17 protein-coding genes are annotated in these 19,691 nt (G+C 62.2%); 11 read left to right on the top strand and 6 right to left on the bottom strand.

Translation table 11 applies throughout. The features are described from left to right. Positions 1-23 precede the first annotated feature (23 nt). The 3 genes from aguA to P3C29_RS15135 all read right to left on the bottom strand — a co-directional run bounded on the left by aguA (position 24) and on the right by P3C29_RS15135 (position 5,051). The gene (gene aguA, locus P3C29_RS15145) at positions 24-1,130 is read right to left on the bottom strand and encodes an agmatine deiminase (protein ID WP_169386619.1); all 1,107 of its coding nucleotides are present in this window, start codon (positions 1,128-1,130) and stop codon (positions 24-26) included. A 6-nt stretch (positions 1,131-1,136) separates the two neighbouring features. Continuing rightward, positions 1,137-2,015, bottom strand: coding sequence for an N-carbamoylputrescine amidase (gene aguB, locus P3C29_RS15140; protein WP_275964828.1), 879 nt, complete (start codon positions 2,013-2,015; stop codon positions 1,137-1,139). A 126-nt stretch (positions 2,016-2,141) separates the two neighbouring features. Then, a complete protein-coding gene (locus tag P3C29_RS15135; protein WP_275964827.1) occupies positions 2,142-5,051 on the bottom strand; it encodes an aminotransferase in 2,910 nt (969 codons plus the stop codon). 181 nt (positions 5,052-5,232) lie between these two features. Between P3C29_RS15135 and rfbB the strand changes: the two genes are divergently transcribed. From rfbB to P3C29_RS15100, 7 genes are read left to right on the top strand one after another with little or no spacing between them, the layout of a single operon-like run. Beyond that, positions 5,233-6,315 (top strand): dTDP-glucose 4,6-dehydratase, encoded by a 1,083-nt coding sequence (gene rfbB, locus P3C29_RS15130; RefSeq protein ID WP_275964826.1) that lies wholly within the window; start codon positions 5,233-5,235, stop codon positions 6,313-6,315. Then, positions 6,312-7,187, top strand: a complete 876-nt coding sequence (rfbA, locus tag P3C29_RS15125; protein ID WP_275964825.1) for a glucose-1-phosphate thymidylyltransferase RfbA — start codon at positions 6,312-6,314, stop codon at positions 7,185-7,187. The genes rfbB and rfbA overlap by 4 nt, the downstream gene beginning before the upstream one ends. Continuing rightward, complete coding sequence (gene rfbC, locus P3C29_RS15120; RefSeq protein WP_275964824.1) at positions 7,184-7,729, top strand: dTDP-4-dehydrorhamnose 3,5-epimerase; 546 nt, start codon at positions 7,184-7,186, stop codon at positions 7,727-7,729. The genes rfbA and rfbC overlap by 4 nt, the downstream gene beginning before the upstream one ends. Next, positions 7,726-8,607, top strand: a complete 882-nt coding sequence (gene rfbD / locus P3C29_RS15115; protein ID WP_275964823.1) for a dTDP-4-dehydrorhamnose reductase — start codon at positions 7,726-7,728, stop codon at positions 8,605-8,607. Before rfbC ends, rfbD begins: the two co-directional genes overlap by 4 nt. A 36-nt stretch (positions 8,608-8,643) precedes the next feature. Continuing rightward, entirely contained in the window at positions 8,644-10,452 is a 1,809-nt protein-coding gene (locus P3C29_RS15110; protein ID WP_029615810.1) for an ATP-binding protein, read from the top strand. Continuing rightward, entirely contained in the window at positions 10,449-11,834 is a 1,386-nt protein-coding gene (locus tag P3C29_RS15105; protein ID WP_201125897.1) for a sigma-54 dependent transcriptional regulator, read from the top strand. Before P3C29_RS15110 ends, P3C29_RS15105 begins: the two co-directional genes overlap by 4 nt. A 27-nt stretch (positions 11,835-11,861) precedes the next feature. Next, on the top strand, positions 11,862-12,317 hold the full coding sequence (locus P3C29_RS15100) for a YiiD C-terminal domain-containing protein (RefSeq protein ID WP_275964822.1): 456 nt from the start codon (positions 11,862-11,864) through the stop codon (positions 12,315-12,317). A 112-nt stretch (positions 12,318-12,429) separates the two neighbouring features. Here the strand turns inward: P3C29_RS15100 and cysQ are convergent, their stop codons facing one another. Next, entirely contained in the window at positions 12,430-13,266 is an 837-nt protein-coding gene (gene cysQ, locus P3C29_RS15095; protein ID WP_275964821.1) for a 3'(2'),5'-bisphosphate nucleotidase CysQ, read from the bottom strand. Further along, complete coding sequence (gene nudE, locus P3C29_RS15090; RefSeq protein ID WP_010168971.1) at positions 13,263-13,829, bottom strand: ADP compounds hydrolase NudE; 567 nt, start codon at positions 13,827-13,829, stop codon at positions 13,263-13,265. The genes cysQ and nudE overlap by 4 nt, the downstream gene beginning before the upstream one ends. An 87-nt stretch (positions 13,830-13,916) precedes the next feature. On the opposite strand from nudE, the gene yrfG reads away from it, so the two are divergent. Beyond that, positions 13,917-14,579: a GMP/IMP nucleotidase gene (gene yrfG, locus P3C29_RS15085; protein WP_275964820.1), complete on the top strand. Its 663-nt coding sequence runs from the start codon at positions 13,917-13,919 to the stop codon at positions 14,577-14,579. A gap of 120 nt (positions 14,580-14,699) precedes the next feature. Here yrfG and lysM read toward each other — a convergent pair whose 3' ends face one another. Then, complete coding sequence (gene lysM, locus P3C29_RS15080; RefSeq protein ID WP_010168967.1) at positions 14,700-15,140, bottom strand: peptidoglycan-binding protein LysM; 441 nt, start codon at positions 15,138-15,140, stop codon at positions 14,700-14,702. Positions 15,141-15,299: 159 nt separating this feature from the next. Between lysM and P3C29_RS15075 the strand changes: the two genes are divergently transcribed. The 3 genes from P3C29_RS15075 to P3C29_RS15065 all read left to right on the top strand — a co-directional run bounded on the left by P3C29_RS15075 (position 15,300) and on the right by P3C29_RS15065 (position 19,467). Continuing rightward, positions 15,300-16,187, top strand: a complete 888-nt coding sequence (locus P3C29_RS15075; protein WP_010168964.1) for a LysR family transcriptional regulator — start codon at positions 15,300-15,302, stop codon at positions 16,185-16,187. A 95-nt stretch (positions 16,188-16,282) separates the two neighbouring features. Further along, positions 16,283-17,122: a formate dehydrogenase accessory sulfurtransferase FdhD gene (gene fdhD / locus P3C29_RS15070; protein ID WP_201125893.1), complete on the top strand. Its 840-nt coding sequence runs from the start codon at positions 16,283-16,285 to the stop codon at positions 17,120-17,122. Then, positions 17,119-19,467, top strand: coding sequence for an FdhF/YdeP family oxidoreductase (locus P3C29_RS15065; RefSeq protein WP_010168960.1), 2,349 nt, complete (start codon positions 17,119-17,121; stop codon positions 19,465-19,467). Before fdhD ends, P3C29_RS15065 begins: the two co-directional genes overlap by 4 nt. Positions 19,468-19,691 lie beyond the last annotated feature (224 nt).

Here is a 19,691-nt window from a genome sequence, read left to right as displayed (position 1 = left end):
GCATCAGGCTGTTACAAGTGCACTCAGTTTTTGTGCGGTGCCGGCTGTTGCTGGGTCAGGCAGTGGATGTTGCCGCCCCCCAGTAACAGTTCGCGGCCAGGCACCATCACCACTTCGTGCTGCGGGAACAGGTTCTGCAGAATCTCCTTGGCGCGGCTGTCCAGCGGGTCGTCGAAGCTCGGCGCGATGATGCCACCGTTGACGATCAGAAAGTTGACGTAGGAACCGGCCAACCGCACGGTGGGGTTGCGCTCCTGGGTGCCGTCGACCGGATCCACGCCGGCGCATTCTTCCTCGGTGGCGTACAGCGGCCCCGGGATCGGCATTTTATGCACTGTGAACGAGCGGCCCTGGGCGTCGGTGCTGCTTTGCAGTACGTCCATGGCGGCATGGCAGCGTGCGTAGTTCGGGTCTTGCGGGTCATCGGTCCAGGCCAGCAGTACTTCACCCGGGCGCACGTAGCAGCAGAAGTTATCCACATGCCCGTCGGTTTCGTCGTTGAACAGGCCGTCCGGCAGCCAGATGATCTTATCCACAGCCAGATTGGCACTGAGCACCGCTTCGATTTCCTCGCGGCCGAGGTGCGGATTGCGATTGCGGTTGAGCAGGCATTCTTCGGTGGTGATCAGAGTGCCTTCGCCGTCGACGTGAATCGAGCCGCCTTCCAGCACAAACCCTTCGGTGCGATAACGCGGGCTGCGCTCGATCTCAAGGATCTTGCCGCCCACCTGGGAATCGCGATTCCACGGCGAATACAGGCCGCCATCAAAGCCGCCCCAGGCGTTGAAGTCCCAGTTCACGCCACGCACTTCACCGCTGTTGTTGATCACGAAGGTCGGCCCGGTGTCGCGCACCCAGGCGTCGTCGCTGGACATCTCCACCAGGCGAATATTCGGCACGTCGAGGCGCGCGCGGGCGTTCTCATACTGGCCCGCCGAGACCGCCACGGTCACCGGTTCAAAGCGTGCGATGGCCTTGGCCACCGCCACGTGAGCGGCCTGCGCCGGCTTGCCGCCGAGGCGCCAGTTGTCCGGGCGCTCGGGCCAGATCATCCAGGTTTGGGTCTGTGGCGCCCATTCGGCAGGCATGTAGAAGCCGTCGGCGCGGGGGGTGCTGTGCAAAGTGGTCATGGCGATTCAGGACTCCAGGGAACCGTCGAGGGTTTTAAGCGCACCATACAGGTTCGGACGGCGGTCGCGGAACGAACCCCAGGCGCTGCGGATGTGTTCAAGTTCATCAAGGTCGAAGCGGTGCACCAGGATGCCCTCTTCGGTTTCGTTGAGTTCTTCTACTTTCTCGCCGTATTGGTTGGCGATGAAGGACGATCCGTAGAAGGTGATGTCGTAGCCGTCCTGCGCTTCGTTACCGATGCGATTGCTGGCCACCAGCGGCATCAGGTTGGCACCGGCATGGCCTTGTTGCACGCGCTGCCAATGGTCGCGGGACGAAATGCTCTTGTCGTGGGGCTCGCTGCCGATGGCGGTCGGGTAGAACAGGATTTCCGCGCCTTGCAGCGCCATGCTGCGGGCAGCTTCCGGGAACCACTGGTCCCAACAGATGCCCACGCCAATCTTCGCGTAGCGGGTATTCCATACCTTGAAGCCGGTATCACCGGGGTTGAAGTAATACTTTTCATGGTAGCCCGGGCCGTCCGGGATGTGGCTTTTCCGATAAATCCCGAGGTTGGAGCCGTCGGCGTCGATGATCGCGATGCTATTGAAACGCGCGCGGCCCGCCCGTTCGTAGAAGCTGATGGGCAGCACCACTTGCAGTTCCCGGGCTATGTTCTGGAAGTGCTTGATCGCGACGTTGTCTTCAACCGTGGTCGCCAGTTGCAGGTAGTCCGGGTTCGGCTTCTGGCAGAAGTACGGGGCCTCGAACAGCTCCTGGATCAGAATGATCTGTGCGCCCCTGGCAGCCGCCTCGCGCACCAGCCTTTCAGCGGTTTCAAGATTGGCTTCAAGGTCCCAGGAACAGGCCATCTGGGTCGCGGCAACGGTAACGATACGGCTCATGAATCATCTCCTCGGCGGCGGGCAAGTGGGTGCCTTTATAACGGATAAAAATCGGCTTTTGAAGCTAATAGTTATCCGCCCATCGAAAAATGATCATATTTTACCGATAACAATCGAGTTTTTTTATTACAGCCCTTCCTCCAATACCTTCGCCAGCATGTCGACGAAGAAATCCACGCTGCGCCGGGAAGTGACCATCGGCGGCTTGATCTTGAGGATGTTCAGATAGTCGCCGGTGGGTTGCATGAAGACTCCCAGTTCCCGCAGCCGATCGCACAGCCGCGCGGTCTCTTCAGTGGCCGGCTCCAGGGTCTGCCGGTCGCGGACCAGCTCCAGCCCCAGATAGAACCCGGAACCATGCACCGCGCCCACCAATGGATACTGTTCGACCAGCGCTTCCAACCGTGCCTTGAAGTGCCCGCCCACCACCTGGGCGTTTTCCCACAGTTTTTCTTCCTCCATCACGTCCAGCACCGCCATGCCGATGCGGCAACTCACCGGGCTGCCGCCGGACGACGAGAAGAAGTAACCCTCGGCCTCCAGCGCCTCGGCGATTTCCCGACGGGTGATCACCGCGCCCAACGGCTGGCCGTTGCCCATGCCCTTGGCCATGGTGATGATGTCCGGCACTACGCCCTGCTCTTCAAAGCCCCAGAAGAAATGGCCCATGCGGCCGTAACCCACCTGCACTTCATCGGCGATGCACACGCCACCCCGCTCCCGAACCCGTGCGTACACCTGCTGCAAATAGCCCGGCGGCAAGGAAATTCCGCCGGCATTGCCATACACCGGCTCACAAATGAAGCCCGCCAACTGGCGGTTCTGCGCGGCGATTTTCGCCAGGTTGTGTTCCACGCTGCGTACATAGTCGGGCGCACTGTCCTGCCCGCGGAACTCGCCACGATAGGTATTCGGCGCGGTCACCGGGTGCACCCAGTCCGGGCGACTGCTCAGGGCCTGAGGGTTGTCGGCGATCGAGGTCGACACCGCATCCGCCGCCACCGACCAGCCGTGGTAGGCCTCCAGCACGCTGAGCATGTCGCGCCCGCCGCTGTAGGCCCAGGCCAGGCGAATTGCCAGGTCATTGGCTTCGGTGCCGCTGTTGACCAGGAACACCCGGTCCATGGAATCCGGCGCCAGCGCCAGCAGACGCTCGGAAAATTCGGCAATCGCCGCATAGTGAAAGCGCGAGTTGGTGTTGAGCAACGACCATTGCCGCGCTGCCACCTGGGCCATGCGCGGGTGACCGTGGCCGAGCACCGCGACGTTGTTGAGCATGTCGAGGTAGGAACGGCCCTGCATGTCGATCAGGTGATTGCGCCAGCCGCGCTCGATGCGCGGCGGGTCGACGTAATAGTGCTTCTGCGAACGGGCGAAACTGGCGTCGCGGCGGGCCAGCAGGGCCTCGGGGTCCAGCTCCGGCTCGGCGTCGCAGGCCAACCCCAGCAGGGTGGCAGGGGACGGGCACAACGCTTGCCAGGCCGGCGCCCGGGACGGCGTGCAGAACAACGGCGGCTCAAGCTCGGCGCGGCACAGTTGCACCGTCAGCGGGCCGACAACCTCGCCGAGCACTTGGCCCTTTACCACCGCCGCGCCGTGCTGCAACAAGGCGTTCACGCCCCACAACCGAACGCTCAACTGCGCACTGTGCAGGCATAGCAGGCCGTCGGCGGCGTAACGCAAGGTGCCGGCAAACGGCGCCTCCACCGTGGCGCCCAGGGGCATGTGCAGCTCTACGTGAAGCGGGAAGGTGTCCGGTTCGATGGCGCTGTCGGGCTGGGTGCGGGACAGCCGATATTGGCCATAACGACTCGCGGCCAGCCCATGCACCAGGGCCGCCTCCTCTAGAAGCCGTCGATCAATACCTTCCTGCTGCCAATTCCCCGCCTCGAAATGCGGGCTGAGCACGCCCAGGTCGATCAGCGCGAACTCACGTCCAACCAGCCCCGGCAGCAACGGCGCGAACCCTTCGCCGACAATCGGCGGCAACTGGGCACCGACACTCCTCAGGATCGCCGCCTCCATCAGCTCAAAGGGCACCGATGTCGCCACGTTGAAAATTTCCCACTCATGCTCGGCGTTCTTCAGCAGGTAGGCGTTATCCGGGTCCAGGCCCTGCTGCTGTTCACTGCTCAGCACCAACACCGCAGCCCGCGCGACGATCAGCGGCCACAGCACCAGCAGCTCTTCGTGCTGCAACGGGGTAATCGCGTGGCATGCCTGGATCGCCGGCAGGATGGCGAACGGATCACCCTCGGCATGGTGCAGCAGTGCCGCACAGGTCACCGACAGGTCGGCAATGCGCCAGGTGTGCACCAGGTCGCCGAAATCGATCACACCCTGCACCTGCCAATGCCGCTGGGCGTCGCGCTGCCAGACCACGTTGTCATCGGTGATGTCCATGTGCACGGCCTGCCACGGCAGGTGATCGGCCAAAGGCCGCACACGGCGTTCCACCTGCTCGGCCACTTGCTCCAGCGCAGCCCGCTGGGGGAGATTTTCGAGGGTCGAGAGCAGATGGTTGATCAGCTCAAGGGCATGACGCGGGTCCCATTGCAGGGTGCGTTCCAGGCCCGGATGCTCGAAACCGGCCAGCGCCAGGCTCATCCGCCCGCACAGTTCGCCGAAACCTGCGATCACCTCGCGGCCCAGATGAGGCAGGTGAGTGAGCGGCTGGCCGTCTATGTAGTCCAGTAACCGCAGGTGCACGGTGTGCCCCGCGACGGTTTCGGTCAGCAGTTCTTCGCCGTCAAGGGACGTGATCACCTTGGGGACCCGCACGTCCGAATGTTCCTGCAAGTGCTTGAGGGCGGCGTGCTGGGCCTGCAACTCGACGGCGGCATAGTCGCCCCGGCAGATTTTCAGCACAAAGCGGCCTCGGTCACTGTCGATGCGGTAGTTGAGATCTTGCTGGCTGCCGAGGGACTTTAGCGCGCCGCCGAGGTCGTAATGCTGCTCCAGTAGCCGCGCCGCAGGGTCCGGTCCGACTTGCGGGCATGGCAGACTGGCGCGATGAATCAACGTGGCGAGCAACATGTGACGACCCCTGGTGTTTTTTATCAGGCGCTTATATCGCCATTGTTTACGGGGGTTACGCAACCCCTGCAAATGCGGTGTTTCGGCACGCAAATTGCCCTCGCCCCTTGCACCGCCTCGCTTCACAACTCAAGCTATGCTCCATTCGCTTAATGTCCGTCTAAGGAAAAGGGCTTCCGACATGCGCATTCTCATCACCGGCGGCGCCGGATTTATCGGTTCCGCTCTGATCCGACACCTGATTCAACACACCGAGCACGAAGTGCTCAACCTCGACAAACTGACCTATGCAGGCAATCTTGAGTCGCTGACCAGCATCGCGACCAATAGCCGCTATGAGTTCGTCCAGGCCGACATCATCGACCAGGCCACCGTCAGTGCCGTGCTGGCGCGCTTTGAGCCGCACGCGATCATGCACCTGGCGGCCGAGTCCCACGTGGACCGGTCCATCGACGGCCCGTCGGATTTTATCCAGACCAATATCGTCGGCACCTACAGCCTGCTGGAGGCCGCACGCGCCTATTGGCAGTCGCTCGAAGAGCCGGCCAAAAGCGCCTTCCGTTTCCACCACATTTCCACCGATGAAGTGTACGGCGACCTGCACGGCGTCGATGACCTCTTCACCGAAACCACACCTTACGCGCCGAGCTCGCCGTACTCCGCCAGCAAGGCCGCGTCCGATCACCTGGTGCGCGCCTGGCAGCGCACTTACGGCCTGCCGGTGCTGCTGACCAACTGCTCGAACAACTACGGGCCGTTCCACTTCCCCGAGAAGCTGATCCCGCTGGTGATCCTCAACGCCCTGGCGGGTAAACCGCTGCCGGTGTATGGCGATGGCCTGCAGGTGCGCGACTGGCTGTTCGTCGAAGACCACGCCCGTGCGCTGTTCAAAGTGGTGACTGAAGGTGTGGTGGGCGAGACCTACAACATCGGCGGCCACAACGAGCAGAAGAACATCGACGTGGTGCGCAGCATCTGCGGCCTGCTGGAAGAACTGGCGCCACAGCGCCCGGCGGGCGTCGAGAAATTCACCGACCTGATCACCTTCGTCAAGGATCGCCCGGGCCACGACCAGCGCTACGCGATCGATGCCAGCAAGATCGAGCGCGAACTGGGCTGGGTGCCCGAGGAAACCTTTGAAACCGGCCTGCGCAAAACCGTGCAGTGGTACCTCGATAACCTGGAATGGTGCCGCAGGGTGCAGGACGGCAGTTATCAGGGCGAACGACTGGGCAACACTGACATGAAGGATCTGATCGCATGATGAAGGGAATCGTATTGGCCGGTGGCTCCGGCACCCGTTTGCACCCCATTACCCTGGGCGTCTCCAAGCAGTTGTTGCCGGTGTACGACAAACCGATGATCTACTACCCGATCTCGGTGTTGATGCTGGCCGGAATCAAGGAAATCCTGGTGATCTCCACGCCGGTGGATTTGCCGCAGTACCGCAATCTGTTGGGCGATGGCAGCCAGTTTGGTGTGCGTTTCACGTACGCAGAGCAACCGTCGCCGGACGGCCTGGCCCAGGCGTTTTTGATTGGCGAAGAATTTATCGGCGATGATCCCGTATGCCTGATCCTGGGCGACAACATCTTCCACGGCCAGCACTTCGGCGACCAACTGCGCACGGCTGCCGAACGCCCATCTGGCGCTACGGTGTTCGGTTACTGGGTCAAGGACCCGGAGCGTTTTGGCGTGATCGATTTCGACAGCGAGGGCCGCGCGCTTTCCATCGAGGAAAAACCGGCGAAGCCAAAGTCGAGCTATGCCGTTACCGGCCTGTATTTCTACGACAACGACGTGATCAAGATTGCCAAGGCGGTCAAACCATCGCCACGCGGCGAACTGGAGATCACCGACGTCAACAACGCCTACCTAAAACGTGGCGACCTGCATGTGGAACGCTTCGGCCGTGGTTTCGCCTGGCTCGACACCGGCACCCACGACAGCCTGCTGGAAGCGTCGACGTACGTGCAGACTATTGAACACCGCCAGGGCCTGAAAGTGGCGTGCCTGGAAGAAATCGCCTACGAGAACGGCTGGATCGACCGCGACTATTTGTTGGAACGGGCCAAATATTTTGGCAAAACCGGCTATGGTCAATACTTGTTCACCCTCGCTGGGGAAACTAAATGAATGTAAACGCCACTGAGCTGCCCGGTGTCTTGATCATCGAGCCGAAGGTTTTTGGCGACCAACGCGGTTTTTTTTATGAGAGCTTCAACGCCCGGGCTTTCGCCCAGGCAACCGGTTTGCAACAAGAGTTTGTGCAGGACAACCACTCGCGCTCGCAACAAGGTGTGCTGCGTGGCCTGCACTATCAGGTAGAACACGCTCAAGGCAAACTGGTGCGTGTAACTGCTGGTGAAGTGCTGGACGTTGCGGTGGATATCCGCCGCAGCTCACCGCACTTCGGAAAATGGGCGAGCGTTCGCTTGTCCGCCGAGAATAATCGCCAGCTGTGGATTCCACCGGGGTTTGCCCATGGATTTGTAGTGCTCAGCGACTACGCCGAATTCCTCTACAAAACCACGGACTACTACACACCTTCCGCCGAACGGTGCATTCGCTGGGACGATTCAGAGCTCAACATCGACTGGCAACTGACCGGCACGCCAACCTTGTCCGCCAAGGACCAAAACGGTAAAAGCCTGAAAGAAGCCGACCTGTTCCCATGAGCGCCCCGTTGAAAATCCTCATCAGCGGCCAGCACGGCCAGGTCTCCCGGGAGCTGCAACAGCGCCTCCAGGGCCTGGGCGAGTTGATCGTGCTGGGCCGCGATCAGCTTGACCTGACGCATCCCGAGCAAATACGCCAGCAAGTGCGCGCCCATCGCCCGGGCTTGATCATCAACGCAGCCGCCCATACGGCCGTCGATCAAGCCGAGAGCGAGCCGGACGTGGCCTTCGCCATCAACGCCACCGCGCCCGGGATTTTCGCCGAGGAAGCCAAGGCGCTGGGCATTCCGCTGATTCACTATTCCACCGACTACGTGTTCGACGGCAGCAAGGCCGCGCCCTACAACGAGGACGATGCCACCCACCCGCTGGGCGTCTACGGTGCGAGCAAGCTGGCGGGCGAACAGGCGATCGCGGCCGTCGGCGGTGAACACCTGATCCTGCGCACCAGTTGGGTCTACTCGACCCACGGCAAGAACTTCCTGCTGACCATGCAACGCCTGCTGCAGGAAAAACCGCAGATGCGCATCGTTGCCGACCAGATCGGTGCACCGACCTGGGCCGGCACCATCGCCAACAGTACACGCGCGCTGATCGAACACTGGCAAGCGGGCCAGGCCGGGGCTTGGGGCATCTACCACCTGACCGCCCAGGGCGAGACCTCCTGGTTCGGCTTTGCCCAGGCCATTGGTGAGCAATTGCGCATCGAAGGCAAGGCGTGCGCCGAACTGGAGGCGATCCCTTCCAGCGCCTATCCAACGCCCGCCAAGCGCCCGCTGAACTCGCGCCTGGATTGCAGCCGCCTGCAACAACAGTGGCACGTCTCGCAGCCGCAATGGCACGACGCATTGCGCGAGTGTCTTGCCGAGCAGGCGTAGGCATAATGCGCCTGTACCCACAGGCGCACGACTCCCATGACTCCACCCCTTCCGCGAAGACCCCGCTGGCGCAGCCTGGCCTTGCTGGCGCTTTGCCTGGCACCGCTGTTGTGGCCTCTGGAGCACTTGGCCGAGCGTTATTACCGCAGCGAACTGGCCGGGCAGAACCGCCAGACGCTGGACCTCTACGTCGCCAACCTGCTGGGCACCCTGCATCGCTACGAAGTGTTGCCGCAGATCCTCGGCGACCTGCCGGCCCTGCGCACCGCCATCGACGCACCTCACGTCAGCACCAACCTGGTCAACGCCAACCACCTGCTCAAGGACGTCGCCGCCCAGGCCGGGGTGGAAGTGATGTACCTGATGGACACCACCGGCAAGACCCTCGCCGCGTCCAATTGGGACAAACAGGACAGCTTCGTCGGGCGTAATTTTTCCTTCCGTCCCTACTTCAGCGAAGCCATGGCCGGGCGCCTGGGGCGATTCTTCGGGCTGGGCACCACCTCGGCCAAGCGCGGCTACTTCTTCGCGGCCGCCGTGCGCGATGGCGACACGATCATCGGCGTGCTGGTGGTCAAGGTCGACCTGGACCACACCGAAAGCCTGTGGGGCAATACACCCGAACAACTGCTGGTGACCGACCACAACGGCGTGGTGATCCTCACGTCGCGCCCGCAATGGCGATTCCGCGCCACTCGGCCGCTGACCGACGAAGAACGCCGCGCCATCATCGCCATCCAGCCGTACCCGACCCGCGACCCGCAGCCGCTGAACCTCAGTTCCACGGCCTGGGTGCGCCAGTCCACCGACATCGCCGAAACCGGCTGGAAGGTCGAAATTCTCGCCCCGCGCACGTTAATCAGCCGCCCGGTGCGTACCGTGGTTGCGGTAGGGGGCGCCACCTTGCTGGTGCTGATGCTGCTGCTCGGCCTGATGATGCAGCGCCGTCGTCACTACCTGGAGCGCATCGCCTTCGAAGCCAAGGCCCGTCGCGAGCTGGAAATGCGCGTGATCGAACGGACCAGCGACCTCGAAGGCCTCAACCGGCGCCTGAAACAGGAAGTGCTGGAGCGTGAACATGCCCAGCAGGAACTGGTGCGCGCCCAGGATGACTTGGTACAGGCCGGCAAGTTGTCGGCGCTGGGCACCATGTCGGCGAGCATCAGCCACGAGCTTAACCAGCCGCTGGCCGCGATTCGCAGCTACGCGGAAAACGCCGGGATTTTGCTCGACCACGAGCGCACCGACGACGCCCGTGGCAACCTCAAGCTGATCAGCGAATTGACCGGACGCATGGCCTCGATCATCGCCCACTTGCGCGCCTTCGCCCGGCGCGACCGGCATGCGCCGGAGAGCGTGGCCCTGCAACCGGCGCTGGACGATGCGCTGGCGCTGCTGGCCAAACGGCGGCGGGCGATGGAAGTGGAGCTGATCCGCGACCTGCCCGAGGCAACCTTGTGGGTGGCCGCCGGGGAAACCCGCCTGCGCCAGGTGCTGGGCAACCTGTTGGCCAATGCCCTGGACGCCCTGACCGAAAAAGGCCCGCCGCGAAAACTCTGGTTGAGTGCCCAGACCACCGAACAGGGCGTCAACCTGTACATTCGCGACAACGGCCCGGGGTTCTGCATGGAAGCCCTGGGCCGCGCCAGCGAGCCCTTCTACACCACCAAGACCCGCACCCAGGGCCTGGGGTTGGGCCTGGCGATCTGCGACACCCTGATGCGCGCCTTTGGCGGTGAACTGTTGTTCGCCAACCACAAGGAAGGTGGCGCGCTGTTAACCTTGAAACTGCGCGCCGGAGCACCGGGTGTCAGTCTGCAACCGTCCGAGGACCGCAGTGTATGAGTATCGATAACCAGATTCAGGTGGTGTTGATCGACGATGATCCACACCTGCGTCAGGCCCTGTGCCAGACCCTGGACCTGGCCGGGCTGAAAGTACTGACCCTCGGCGAAGCCCAGGGCCTGACGTCGCGCCTGTCCCGGGATTGGCCAGGGGTGGTGGTGAGCGACATTCGCATGCCCGGCATGGACGGCCTGGAACTGTTGAGGGAGCTTCATGCCCAGGACCCGGAGCTGCCGGTGCTGCTGATCACCGGCCACGGCGACGTGCCGCTGGCGGTGCAAGCCATGCGAACCGGCGCCTATGATTTCCTGGAAAAACCCTTCGCCAGCGACGCCCTGCTCGACAGCGTGCGCCGCGCCCTGGCCCTGCGCCGCCTGGTGCTGGACAACCGCAGCCTGCGCCTGGCCCTCAGTGACCGCCAGCAATTGAGCACGCGCCTGGTGGGGCACTCACCGCAGATGCTGCGCCTGCGCGAGCAGATCGGCGCGCTGGCGGCGACCAAGGCTGATGTGCTGATCCTCGGCGAGACCGGCGCCGGCAAAGAGGTGGTGGCGCGTGCGCTGCACGACCTGTCGAACCGCCGCAGCGGCCCGTTCGTGGCGATCAACGCCGGGGCGTTGGCCGAGTCGGTGGTGGAAAGCGAGTTGTTCGGGCATGAGCCGGGTGCCTTTACCGGCGCCCAGAAGCGGCGCATCGGCAAGTTCGAATTTGCCAACGGCGGCACGCTGTTTCTGGATGAAATCGAAAGCATGAGCCTGGATGTACAGGTCAAACTGCTACGGCTGTTGCAGGAGCGCGTGGTGGAACGTCTGGGGGGCAATCAGTTGATCCCGCTGGATATCCGCATCATCGCCGCCACCAAGGAAGACCTGCGCCAGTCCGCCGACCAGGGGCGCTTCCGGGCCGACTTGTATTACCGCCTCAACGTCGCGCCGCTGCGCATTCCGCCACTGCGCGAGCGGGGCGAGGATGCGCTGATGCTGTTCCAGCACTTTGCCGACGAAGCCAGCACCCGCCACGGGCTACCCATGAAAGAGCTGCAACCGGGGCAACGCGCGCTGCTGTTGCGTCACAGCTGGCCGGGCAATGTGCGCGAGCTGCAAAACGCCGCGGAGCGTTTCGCCCTGGGCCTTGAGTTGGCGCTGGACAGCACCCCGGACAACCCTTCGGCCGGCGTCCTGACCAGCACGCCCGGCGGGTTGAGCGAACAGGTCGAGCAGTTTGAAAAAAGCCTGATCGCCGCCGAACTGGCACGCAGCCACAACTCCATGCGCAGCCTCGCCGAAGCCCTGGGCGTACCGCGCAAGACCCTGCACGACAAACTGCGCAAGCACGGGCTGAATTTCGCCGACAGCGGCAACAGTCACGCTGACGACGAATGACCCTTTTCCCCCTGCCACGAGGCCACCATGAGTCGCGATAGCCGTTACCTGGAATCGATCCTTCACCACGACATTCCCCTGACCCGGGAAATGGGCCTCAAGGTGCTCGACTGGCAGGACCGGCAACTGCAACTGCGCTTGCCGCTGGAAGCCAACATCAACCACAAGAGCACCATGTTTGGCGGCAGCCTGTATTGCGGCGCCGTACTGGCGGGCTGGGGTTGGCTGCATTTGCAGTTGCGCGAGGAAGGAATCGAAGACGGGCACATCGTGATTCAGGAAGGGCAGATCAGTTATCCGCTGCCGGTGACCACGGATGCGACGGCGGTGTGCCAGGCACCTGATGAAAAGGTGTGGAAGCGGTTTTTGGCCACCTACAAGCGTTACGGCCGGGCGCGCTTGGCGTTGGAGACGTGGATCGTCAACGAGGGCAGTGAAGAGCGGGCCGTGGCCTTTACCGGGCAGTACGTCCTGCACACATAACAAATGTGGGAGCGGGCTTGCTCGCGAATGCAATCTGTCAGTTGATACATCTGGCACTGAAAGACCGCTTTCGCGAGCAAGCCCGCTCCCACATTTTTGATCGGCGCTGTGCTTAAGATCGGGCCAGAGTCAGCAGCCGCTCACGCCACTCCGCTTTAGCCGGCAATGCCAGAAAGAACGGGTTCAACAACGACGCCCGCGCCGGGTAACTGAACGGCTGCCCATCCAGTTCAAGCACTTCACCGCCCGCTCCTTCCAGCACGCCTTGTGCCGCAGCGGTATCCCACTGCGAGGTCGGCGCCAGGCGCGGGTAGCAGTCGGCGCTGCCTTCGGCCAGCAGGCAAAACTTCAACGAACTGCCGATATTTGCCAGCTTCAATTCGCCCAATCCCACGCTCAAACCGGCCAGTAAACGCTCCTGCTCGGGGCTGCTGTGCCGACGGCTGGCAACCACGGTAAACGCCTCACCCGCTGCGGGCGTCTGGCGCACCTGAATCTGTTTGGGCGGCTCACTCACATCGGAGCGCCAGGCGCCCAGGCCGGCACCACCGAAGTAGCACCGACCACTGGTAGGCATCGATACCACGCCGAACACCACGCGGCCCTGTTCGATCAAGGCGATGTTGACGGTGAACTCCTCACTGCCGGAGATGAACTCCTTGGTGCCATCCAGCGGGTCCACCAGCCACCAGCGCTGCCAGCCAGCGCGCACACTTTGGTCGATATCGGCGTCTTCTTCCGACAGCACCGGAATGCTCGGGTCCAGGGCTGTAAGCCCGGCGAGGATCAGATGGTGGGCGGCGAGGTCGGCGGCGGTGACCGGTGAATCATCGGTCTTGGTGGTCACGGCCACGTCGGCACGCCAATACGGCAGGATGGCCTCGCCGGCCTGGCGGGCCAATTCAATCACGGGGGCAATAAACGGGTGACCCAGGAACAGTTCGCTCATGGCTGGAACGCTCCACGCTGGGTCAACAGGTCGCGTACCAGATACAGCGCCGCCAAGGCGCGGCCCTCGCTGAACTGCTCGTTCTGCGCCAACTGCGAAAGCTCCCGCAGGTTCACCCGGTCAACGCGCATCGGCTCCGGCTCGTCGCCTTCCAGGCGCTCTTCGTAAAGTTCGGTGGCCAGTACCACCTGGATTTTCTGGCTCATGTAGCCGGGGGACAGCGACAGTTCGGTGATGTGTTCCAACTGGCGGGCGCCAAAACCGGCTTCTTCCTTGAGCTCCCGGTCTGCCGCTGCCAACACGTCTTCACCCGGCTCGATCAGGCCCTTGGGCAATGACAGTTCGTACTCGTCGGTGCCGCCGCAATACTCTTCGATCAACAGCGCATGGTCCGCGTCGATCATCGCCACGATCATGACCGCGCCATAACCGGCTCCCCTGCCCACCAGGCGTTCGTAGGTCCGCTCCACGCCATTGGAAAAGCGCAATTGCAACTCCTCCACGCGGAACAAACGGCTACTGGCGACTATTTCGCGGGCGAGGACGGTGGGTTTCTGGCGCATGAGCGGCTCCTTGGCGTGATCGGGTTACTATACCGTGGCTTTTCCGATTGTCTTCGTCGGATATCTTTTCTTACATGAGTGTTCTTTATGCCTCCACTGCCCTGGCACGCCATCGACACCGTCCTGCTGGACATGGACGGCACCTTGCTCGACCTGCACTTCGACAACCACTTCTGGATGGAGCACCTGCCCCAGCGCTACGCCGAACTGCATGGCGTGAGCCGGGCCATGGCCGAAATGGAACTGCAGCCGCTGTTTGAGCGTAACGCCGGACAGTTGCAATGGTATTGCCTGGATTTCTGGAGCGCCGAACTCAAGATCCCGGTACGTGAACTCAAGTTGGAAACCGCACACCTGATCGCCTTGCGCCCGGACGCCGATACCTTCCTGGCGGCAATCAAACAGGCCGGCAAGCGGGTGCTCCTGATCACCAATGCCCATCGGGACTCGCTATCGTTAAAGCTGGAACGCATCGAACTGGCGCCTTATTTCGAGCGGCTGATCAGTTCCCATGACTACGGTTTCGCCAAGGAAAACCCGCAGTTCTGGGACGCCCTGCACGCCGACATCGCCTTCGACCCGGCCCGTAGCCTGTTTATCGATGACACCTTGCCGATCCTGCGCAGTGCCCGGGATTTTGGCGTAAGGCATTTGCTGGCCGTGAAAGAACCGGACAGCCGGAAGGGGCCTAAGGACACGGCGGAGTTTGCAGCGGTTGGGGATTATCGGGAATTGATCGTAGGTTTGTAACAACGCTGAAGATCCAATGTGGGAGCGGGCGTGCTCGCGAATGCGATGTGTCAGCCACTGAATATATTGACTGATCCACCGCATTCGCGAGCAAGCCCGCTCCCACATTTGGTCCGCGTATTACTCAGGAATACGCAGCGTCTGCCCTGGGTAGATTTTGTCCGGATGGGACAGCAGCGGCTTGTTGGCCTCGAAGATTTTGTTGTACTGGTTGGCGTTGCCATACACCGCCAGCGAAATCGCACTCAGGGTGTCGCCCTTTTTCACCACTACAAAGCGGGCGGCAGCGACAACTGGACCGGACACGGTGATCTGGTCATCAACACTCGCAACGCCAGCGATGTTGCCCAGCGCCAACAGGATTTTCTCTTTCTCTTCCTGGCTGGCGACTTCACCGGTCACGGTCACCTTGTCACCGTCAACGGTGGTTTGCACATTGGGGTTACCCAACCCGACCTTGGCCACGTGATCTTTCAACTGCTCGCTCGCGTTGGCATTACCCGGCGTCAACAGATCAATCAACTTCTCGCCTGCTTCCTTAACAAAACTGAAAATACTCATGGTGCGCTCTCCTTGGGATATGAATTCCAGATGCCAAAGACTAGACCAGTCCTACAGAATCGGGTTCCTGCCTGACCAAAGACCGGATAACTCCTACCGCTCCTGACCACAGACCCAAACGCGCTAGAATCCCCACCTGGACAACGCCCTGGAGCGAAGATGGACATCAAGCAGCTGAAATTCCTCATCGCCCTCGACGAAACCCGTCACTTCGGCCAGGCCGCTGCACGCTGCCATATCACCCAGCCGACCCTGTCGATGCGCCTGCGCAGCCTGGAAGAAGAGCTTGATCTTCCGCTGGTCAATCGTGGCCAGCGCTTCGAAGGCTTTACCGCTCCGGGTGAACGCGTGTTGGCCTGGGCACGCACGGTGCTGGCGGCGTACGACGGTCTGCAGGCCGAAGCGGCGGCCTGTCGCGGCAACCTGGTGGGTACGTTGCGCCTGGGCGTGGTGCCGTTGTCGAGCTTCGATCCGCTGGCATTGATGCAGAAACTGCATAAAGAGCACCCGAGCCTGCGCTTCGAGTTGTCAGCCCTGAGTTCCGAGCAAATCCTCGAACAACTGGCGAGCAACCGCCTGGACCTCGGCGTGTCGTACCTCGAACGCCTGGACGCCGAGCGTTTCGACTCCCTGGCCCTGGGCGAAACCCGCATGGGTCTGCTGTACGACCAACGGTTCTTCAGCTTCGGTGACAAGCCCCTGAGCTGGGAAGCGCTGATCGAACTGCCCTTGGGCATGCTCACCAGCGGCATGCACTTTCGCCAGTCCATCGACCACAATTTCCACAGCCGCGGCCTCAACCCGCAGCCGCTGTTGCAGACCGATGCCGTCCATCAATTGTTACAAGCCGTGCACGGCGGCCTGTGCTGCGCGGTGATGCCGCTGGACGGCGGCCTCGATGCGCTCACCGAGCACCTGCGCCTGCAACCCATTGAAGACGCTCACACTCTGGCCCGCCTGGGGCTGATCATGCGTCGCAGCGCACCGCGTTCGGCGTTGGCAGAAGCCTGTTTTGCGCTGTATCAGAAATCGCTGCCGGCGCCTTGATCGACGTCATCTATCGGTAGATCAGTACTGACGATTAGACGCGACCCTTTGTCGCGCCTAGTCTTACAGCTGAATACTCCCGGTGGTAATGCCCAATGAACGCCCAGCGCCCAGTTTGCGCGGCGCCCGCCCTCGAAACGCCCGCGCCCGCCGCCAGCCAGAGCTACCAGTTTTGTAATCTCGAACACACCGAATCGGCCAGCACCGCGCTCGCCGAAGAAGTGGCGTTGGCGATTGCCTACAACGACATCAGCCAGGCGGTGATGCTGGTGACGCCGACCGACCTTGAAGATTTTATTGTCGGCTTCAGCGTCGGTAGCGGCATTATCGAAGACGTTAGCGACATTTATGACCTGAAAATCAGCGGGTCGGGCTCGACCCAATACGCGCAGGTGCAGATCTCCAGCCGTGCCTTCTGGAACATGAAACAGCAGCGCCGGCAATTGGCGGGCACCAGCGGCTGTGGCCTGTGCGGCGTAGAAGCGGTGGAACAGGCGCTGCCCAACCTCAAGGTGCTGCCCGGCGCGCCCCTGCCGCCCGCCGAATGGCTGGAGGGCCTGCGCCAGCGCATCAGCGCGTTCCAGCCCTTGGGCCAATACAGCGGCGCGGTGCATGCGGCGGTGTTCATGAACAACCAGGGTGAATTGCTGCTGGGCCGCGAAGACATCGGCCGGCATAACGCCCTCGATAAGCTGATCGGCGCGCTGATTCGCCAAAAAATTCCGACCGACGGCGGCCTGGCGATTGTCACCAGTCGCTGCAGCCTCGAACTGATCCAGAAAGTATTGCGCGCAGGCATCCAGACCCTGGTCAGCCTTTCGTCGCCCACCGGCCTGGCCCTGCAATGGGCCCGCCGGCACAACCTCAATCTCATCCACCTGCCGCAGAAAAGTGCGCCGCGGGTCTATAGCCCTGCGATGGAGAATCAAGCGTGAGCACTCATCATCAAGCCGACGACAAACCCACCCCGCGCTACAAGCCCTACAAAGGCCCGGCCGGTGGCTGGGGCGCACTGATCAGCGTGGCGCAAGCCTGGCTGACCAGTGACAACGCGCTGAAAAACATCCGCATGATGCTCAAGACCAACCAGAACGGCGGCTTCGACTGCCCGGGCTGCGCCTGGGGCGACTCGCCGGAAAGCGGCATGGTCAAGTTCTGCGAGAACGGCGCCAAGGCGGTCAACTGGGAAGCCACCAAGCGCCGGGTCGACGCGGCATTCTTCGCCAAGCACAGCGTCAGCGCGCTGCTGGAGCAGAGCGACTATTGGCTTGAGTATCAGGGCCGCCTGACCGAGCCAATGAGCTACGACGCCGAAACCGACCGTTACAAGCCCATCAGTTGGGAGTCGGCGTTCGACCTGATCGGCAAGCACCTCAATGCACTGCCAAACCCGGACATGGCCGAGTTCTATACCTCGGGCCGGGCCAGCAACGAGGCGGCTTATCTGTATCAACTGTTCGTGCGCTCCTACGGCACCAACAACTTCCCGGACTGCTCGAACATGTGCCACGAAGCCAGCGGCGTGGCCCTGGCGCAAAGCGTCGGCGTGGGCAAAGGCACCGTGACCTTCGATGACTTCGAACATGCGGACGCGATTTTTGTCTGGGGCCAGAACCCGGGCACCAACCACCCACGGATGCTCGAACCGCTGCGCGAAGCGGTAAAACGTGGCGCCCAGGTGGTGTGCATCAACCCGCTGAAAGAGCGTGGGCTGGAGCGCTTCCAGCACCCGCAACACCCGCTGGAAATGCTCACCAACGGCGACAAGCCGACCAACACCGCCTACTTCCGCCCGGCACTGGGTGGCGACATGGCCATTCTGCGCGGCATGGCGAAATTCCTGCTGCTGTGGGAGCGCCAGGCCCAGGCCGAAGGCAAAGAGGCCGTGTTCGACCACGACTTCCTCAACGAACACACCGCCAACGTGCTGGATTACCTGGGCAAGATCGACGACACCTCATGGGATGAAATCGTCGAACAGTCCGGCCTGACCCTGGTGGAGATCGAGCAAGCGGCGCGCATGTACGCCAAAGGCAAGAACGTGATCATGTGCTGGGCGATGGGCATCACCCAACATCGCCACTCGGTGCCGACCATCCAGGAAATCGCCAACCTGATGCTGCTGCGCGGCAATATCGGACGCCCAGGCGCCGGCCTGTGCCCGGTGCGTGGCCACAGTAACGTGCAGGGCGACCGCACCATGGGCATCAACGAGCGGCCACCGGTGGCGTTCCTTGATTCCCTGGAGCGTCGCTTCCAGTTCCAGGTACCGCGAGACAACGGTCATAACGTGGTGGAAGCAATCCACGCCATGCTCGAAGGCCGCTCCAAAGTGTTTATCGGCCTGGGCGGCAACTTCGCCCAAGCCACGCCGGACAGCCCGCGCACCTTTGAAGCGCTGCGCAATTGCGACCTGACCGTGCAGATCAGCACCAAGCTCAACCGCAGCCACCTGATGCACGGCAAAGACGCATTGATCCTGCCGTGCCTGGGCCGTACCGACATCGACATTCAGGCCGAAGGCCCGCAAGCGGTGACCGTGGAAGACTCGTTCAGCATGGTCCACGCCTCCAACGGGCAGTTGCAGCCGCTGTCGAAGCAGATGAAATCCGAGCCTGCGATTCTCGCTGGCATTGCCGCCGCCACCCTGGGCAGCAAGCCGGTGGACTGGAACTGGCTGGTGGCCGATTACGACCGCATTCGCGACCTGATCGCCGACACCATTCCGGGCTTCAAGGACTTCAACGAGCGCCTGAAAAACCCGGGCGGTTTCTACCTGGGCAACTCCGCCGGCGCACGTCGCTGGAATACCCCGTCGGGCCGCGCCAACTTCCGCCCGAACATCCTGCCCAAGGATCTGGTGCACGAACGCACCCGCAACACCGGGCAACTGCCGGATCTGATCATGCAGTCGATGCGCTCCCACGATCAGTACAACACCACCATCTATGGCCTGGACGACCGCTATCGCGGGGTCAAGGGCCAACGGGATGTGTTGTTCGTCAATGAAGCCGACATCATCCGCCTGGGCTTCAAGCCGGGGCAGAAGGCCGACATCGTGTCGATCTGGGATGACGGCCGTGAGCGTCGGGTGAAGGGCTTTACCTTGCTGGCGTTTGATATTCCGGCCGGGCAAGCGGCGGCGTATTACCCGGAAGTGAACCCGCTGGTGCCGCTGGAAAGCACCGGGGATGGGAGCCATACGCCAACGTCGAAATTCGTGGCGATTCGCCTGGAAGCAGCGAGTGCGACCGGCTTGATCATGGCGAAGTCGGCCTAAGCGACACCTCGCCACAGGCAGCACCCGAGTTTTTCACGGGCACAAAAAAGGCCGCTTTTGCATAAAAGCGGCCGTTCCGAAGTAACTAAGGACTCGCAAAAACGACTTAAGTTCCCGATAAAAAACAACAACTTATAGAATTGTATACAACTCATACCACTGGTCGGGTTTCGATTGTTTCCGCCTCGATACAACCTCAGGATCGCGCCGTCATCCTCTTGAGG

The organism is Pseudomonas sp. 1912-s (assembly GCF_029269205.1).
Lineage (GTDB): Bacteria > Pseudomonadota > Gammaproteobacteria > Pseudomonadales > Pseudomonadaceae > Aquipseudomonas.
The sequence above is the reverse complement of the archived record's forward strand: the minus strand, read 5'-3'. Positions and strand labels throughout refer to the sequence as shown.

Bases quoted from the DNA above. Each gene is read 5' to 3' on its own strand.
- aguA (WP_169386619.1), bottom strand. From the start codon at position 1,130: ATGACCACTTTGCACAGCACCCCCCGCGCCGACGGCTTCTACATGCCT.
- aguB (WP_275964828.1), bottom strand. From the start codon at position 2,015: ATGAGCCGTATCGTTACCGTTGCCGCGACCCAGATGGCCTGTTCCTGG.
- P3C29_RS15135 (WP_275964827.1), bottom strand. From the start codon at position 5,051: ATGTTGCTCGCCACGTTGATTCATCGCGCCAGTCTGCCATGCCCGCAA.
- rfbB (WP_275964826.1), top strand. From the start codon at position 5,233: ATGCGCATTCTCATCACCGGCGGCGCCGGATTTATCGGTTCCGCTCTG.
- rfbA (WP_275964825.1), top strand. From the start codon at position 6,312: ATGATGAAGGGAATCGTATTGGCCGGTGGCTCCGGCACCCGTTTGCAC.
- rfbC (WP_275964824.1), top strand. From the start codon at position 7,184: ATGAATGTAAACGCCACTGAGCTGCCCGGTGTCTTGATCATCGAGCCG.
- rfbD (WP_275964823.1), top strand. From the start codon at position 7,726: ATGAGCGCCCCGTTGAAAATCCTCATCAGCGGCCAGCACGGCCAGGTC.
- P3C29_RS15110 (WP_029615810.1), top strand. From the start codon at position 8,644: ATGACTCCACCCCTTCCGCGAAGACCCCGCTGGCGCAGCCTGGCCTTG.
- P3C29_RS15105 (WP_201125897.1), top strand. From the start codon at position 10,449: ATGAGTATCGATAACCAGATTCAGGTGGTGTTGATCGACGATGATCCA.
- P3C29_RS15100 (WP_275964822.1), top strand. From the start codon at position 11,862: ATGAGTCGCGATAGCCGTTACCTGGAATCGATCCTTCACCACGACATT.
- cysQ (WP_275964821.1), bottom strand. From the start codon at position 13,266: ATGAGCGAACTGTTCCTGGGTCACCCGTTTATTGCCCCCGTGATTGAA.
- nudE (WP_010168971.1), bottom strand. From the start codon at position 13,829: ATGCGCCAGAAACCCACCGTCCTCGCCCGCGAAATAGTCGCCAGTAGC.
- yrfG (WP_275964820.1), top strand. From the start codon at position 13,917: ATGCCTCCACTGCCCTGGCACGCCATCGACACCGTCCTGCTGGACATG.
- lysM (WP_010168967.1), bottom strand. From the start codon at position 15,140: ATGAGTATTTTCAGTTTTGTTAAGGAAGCAGGCGAGAAGTTGATTGAT.
- P3C29_RS15075 (WP_010168964.1), top strand. From the start codon at position 15,300: ATGGACATCAAGCAGCTGAAATTCCTCATCGCCCTCGACGAAACCCGT.
- fdhD (WP_201125893.1), top strand. From the start codon at position 16,283: ATGAACGCCCAGCGCCCAGTTTGCGCGGCGCCCGCCCTCGAAACGCCC.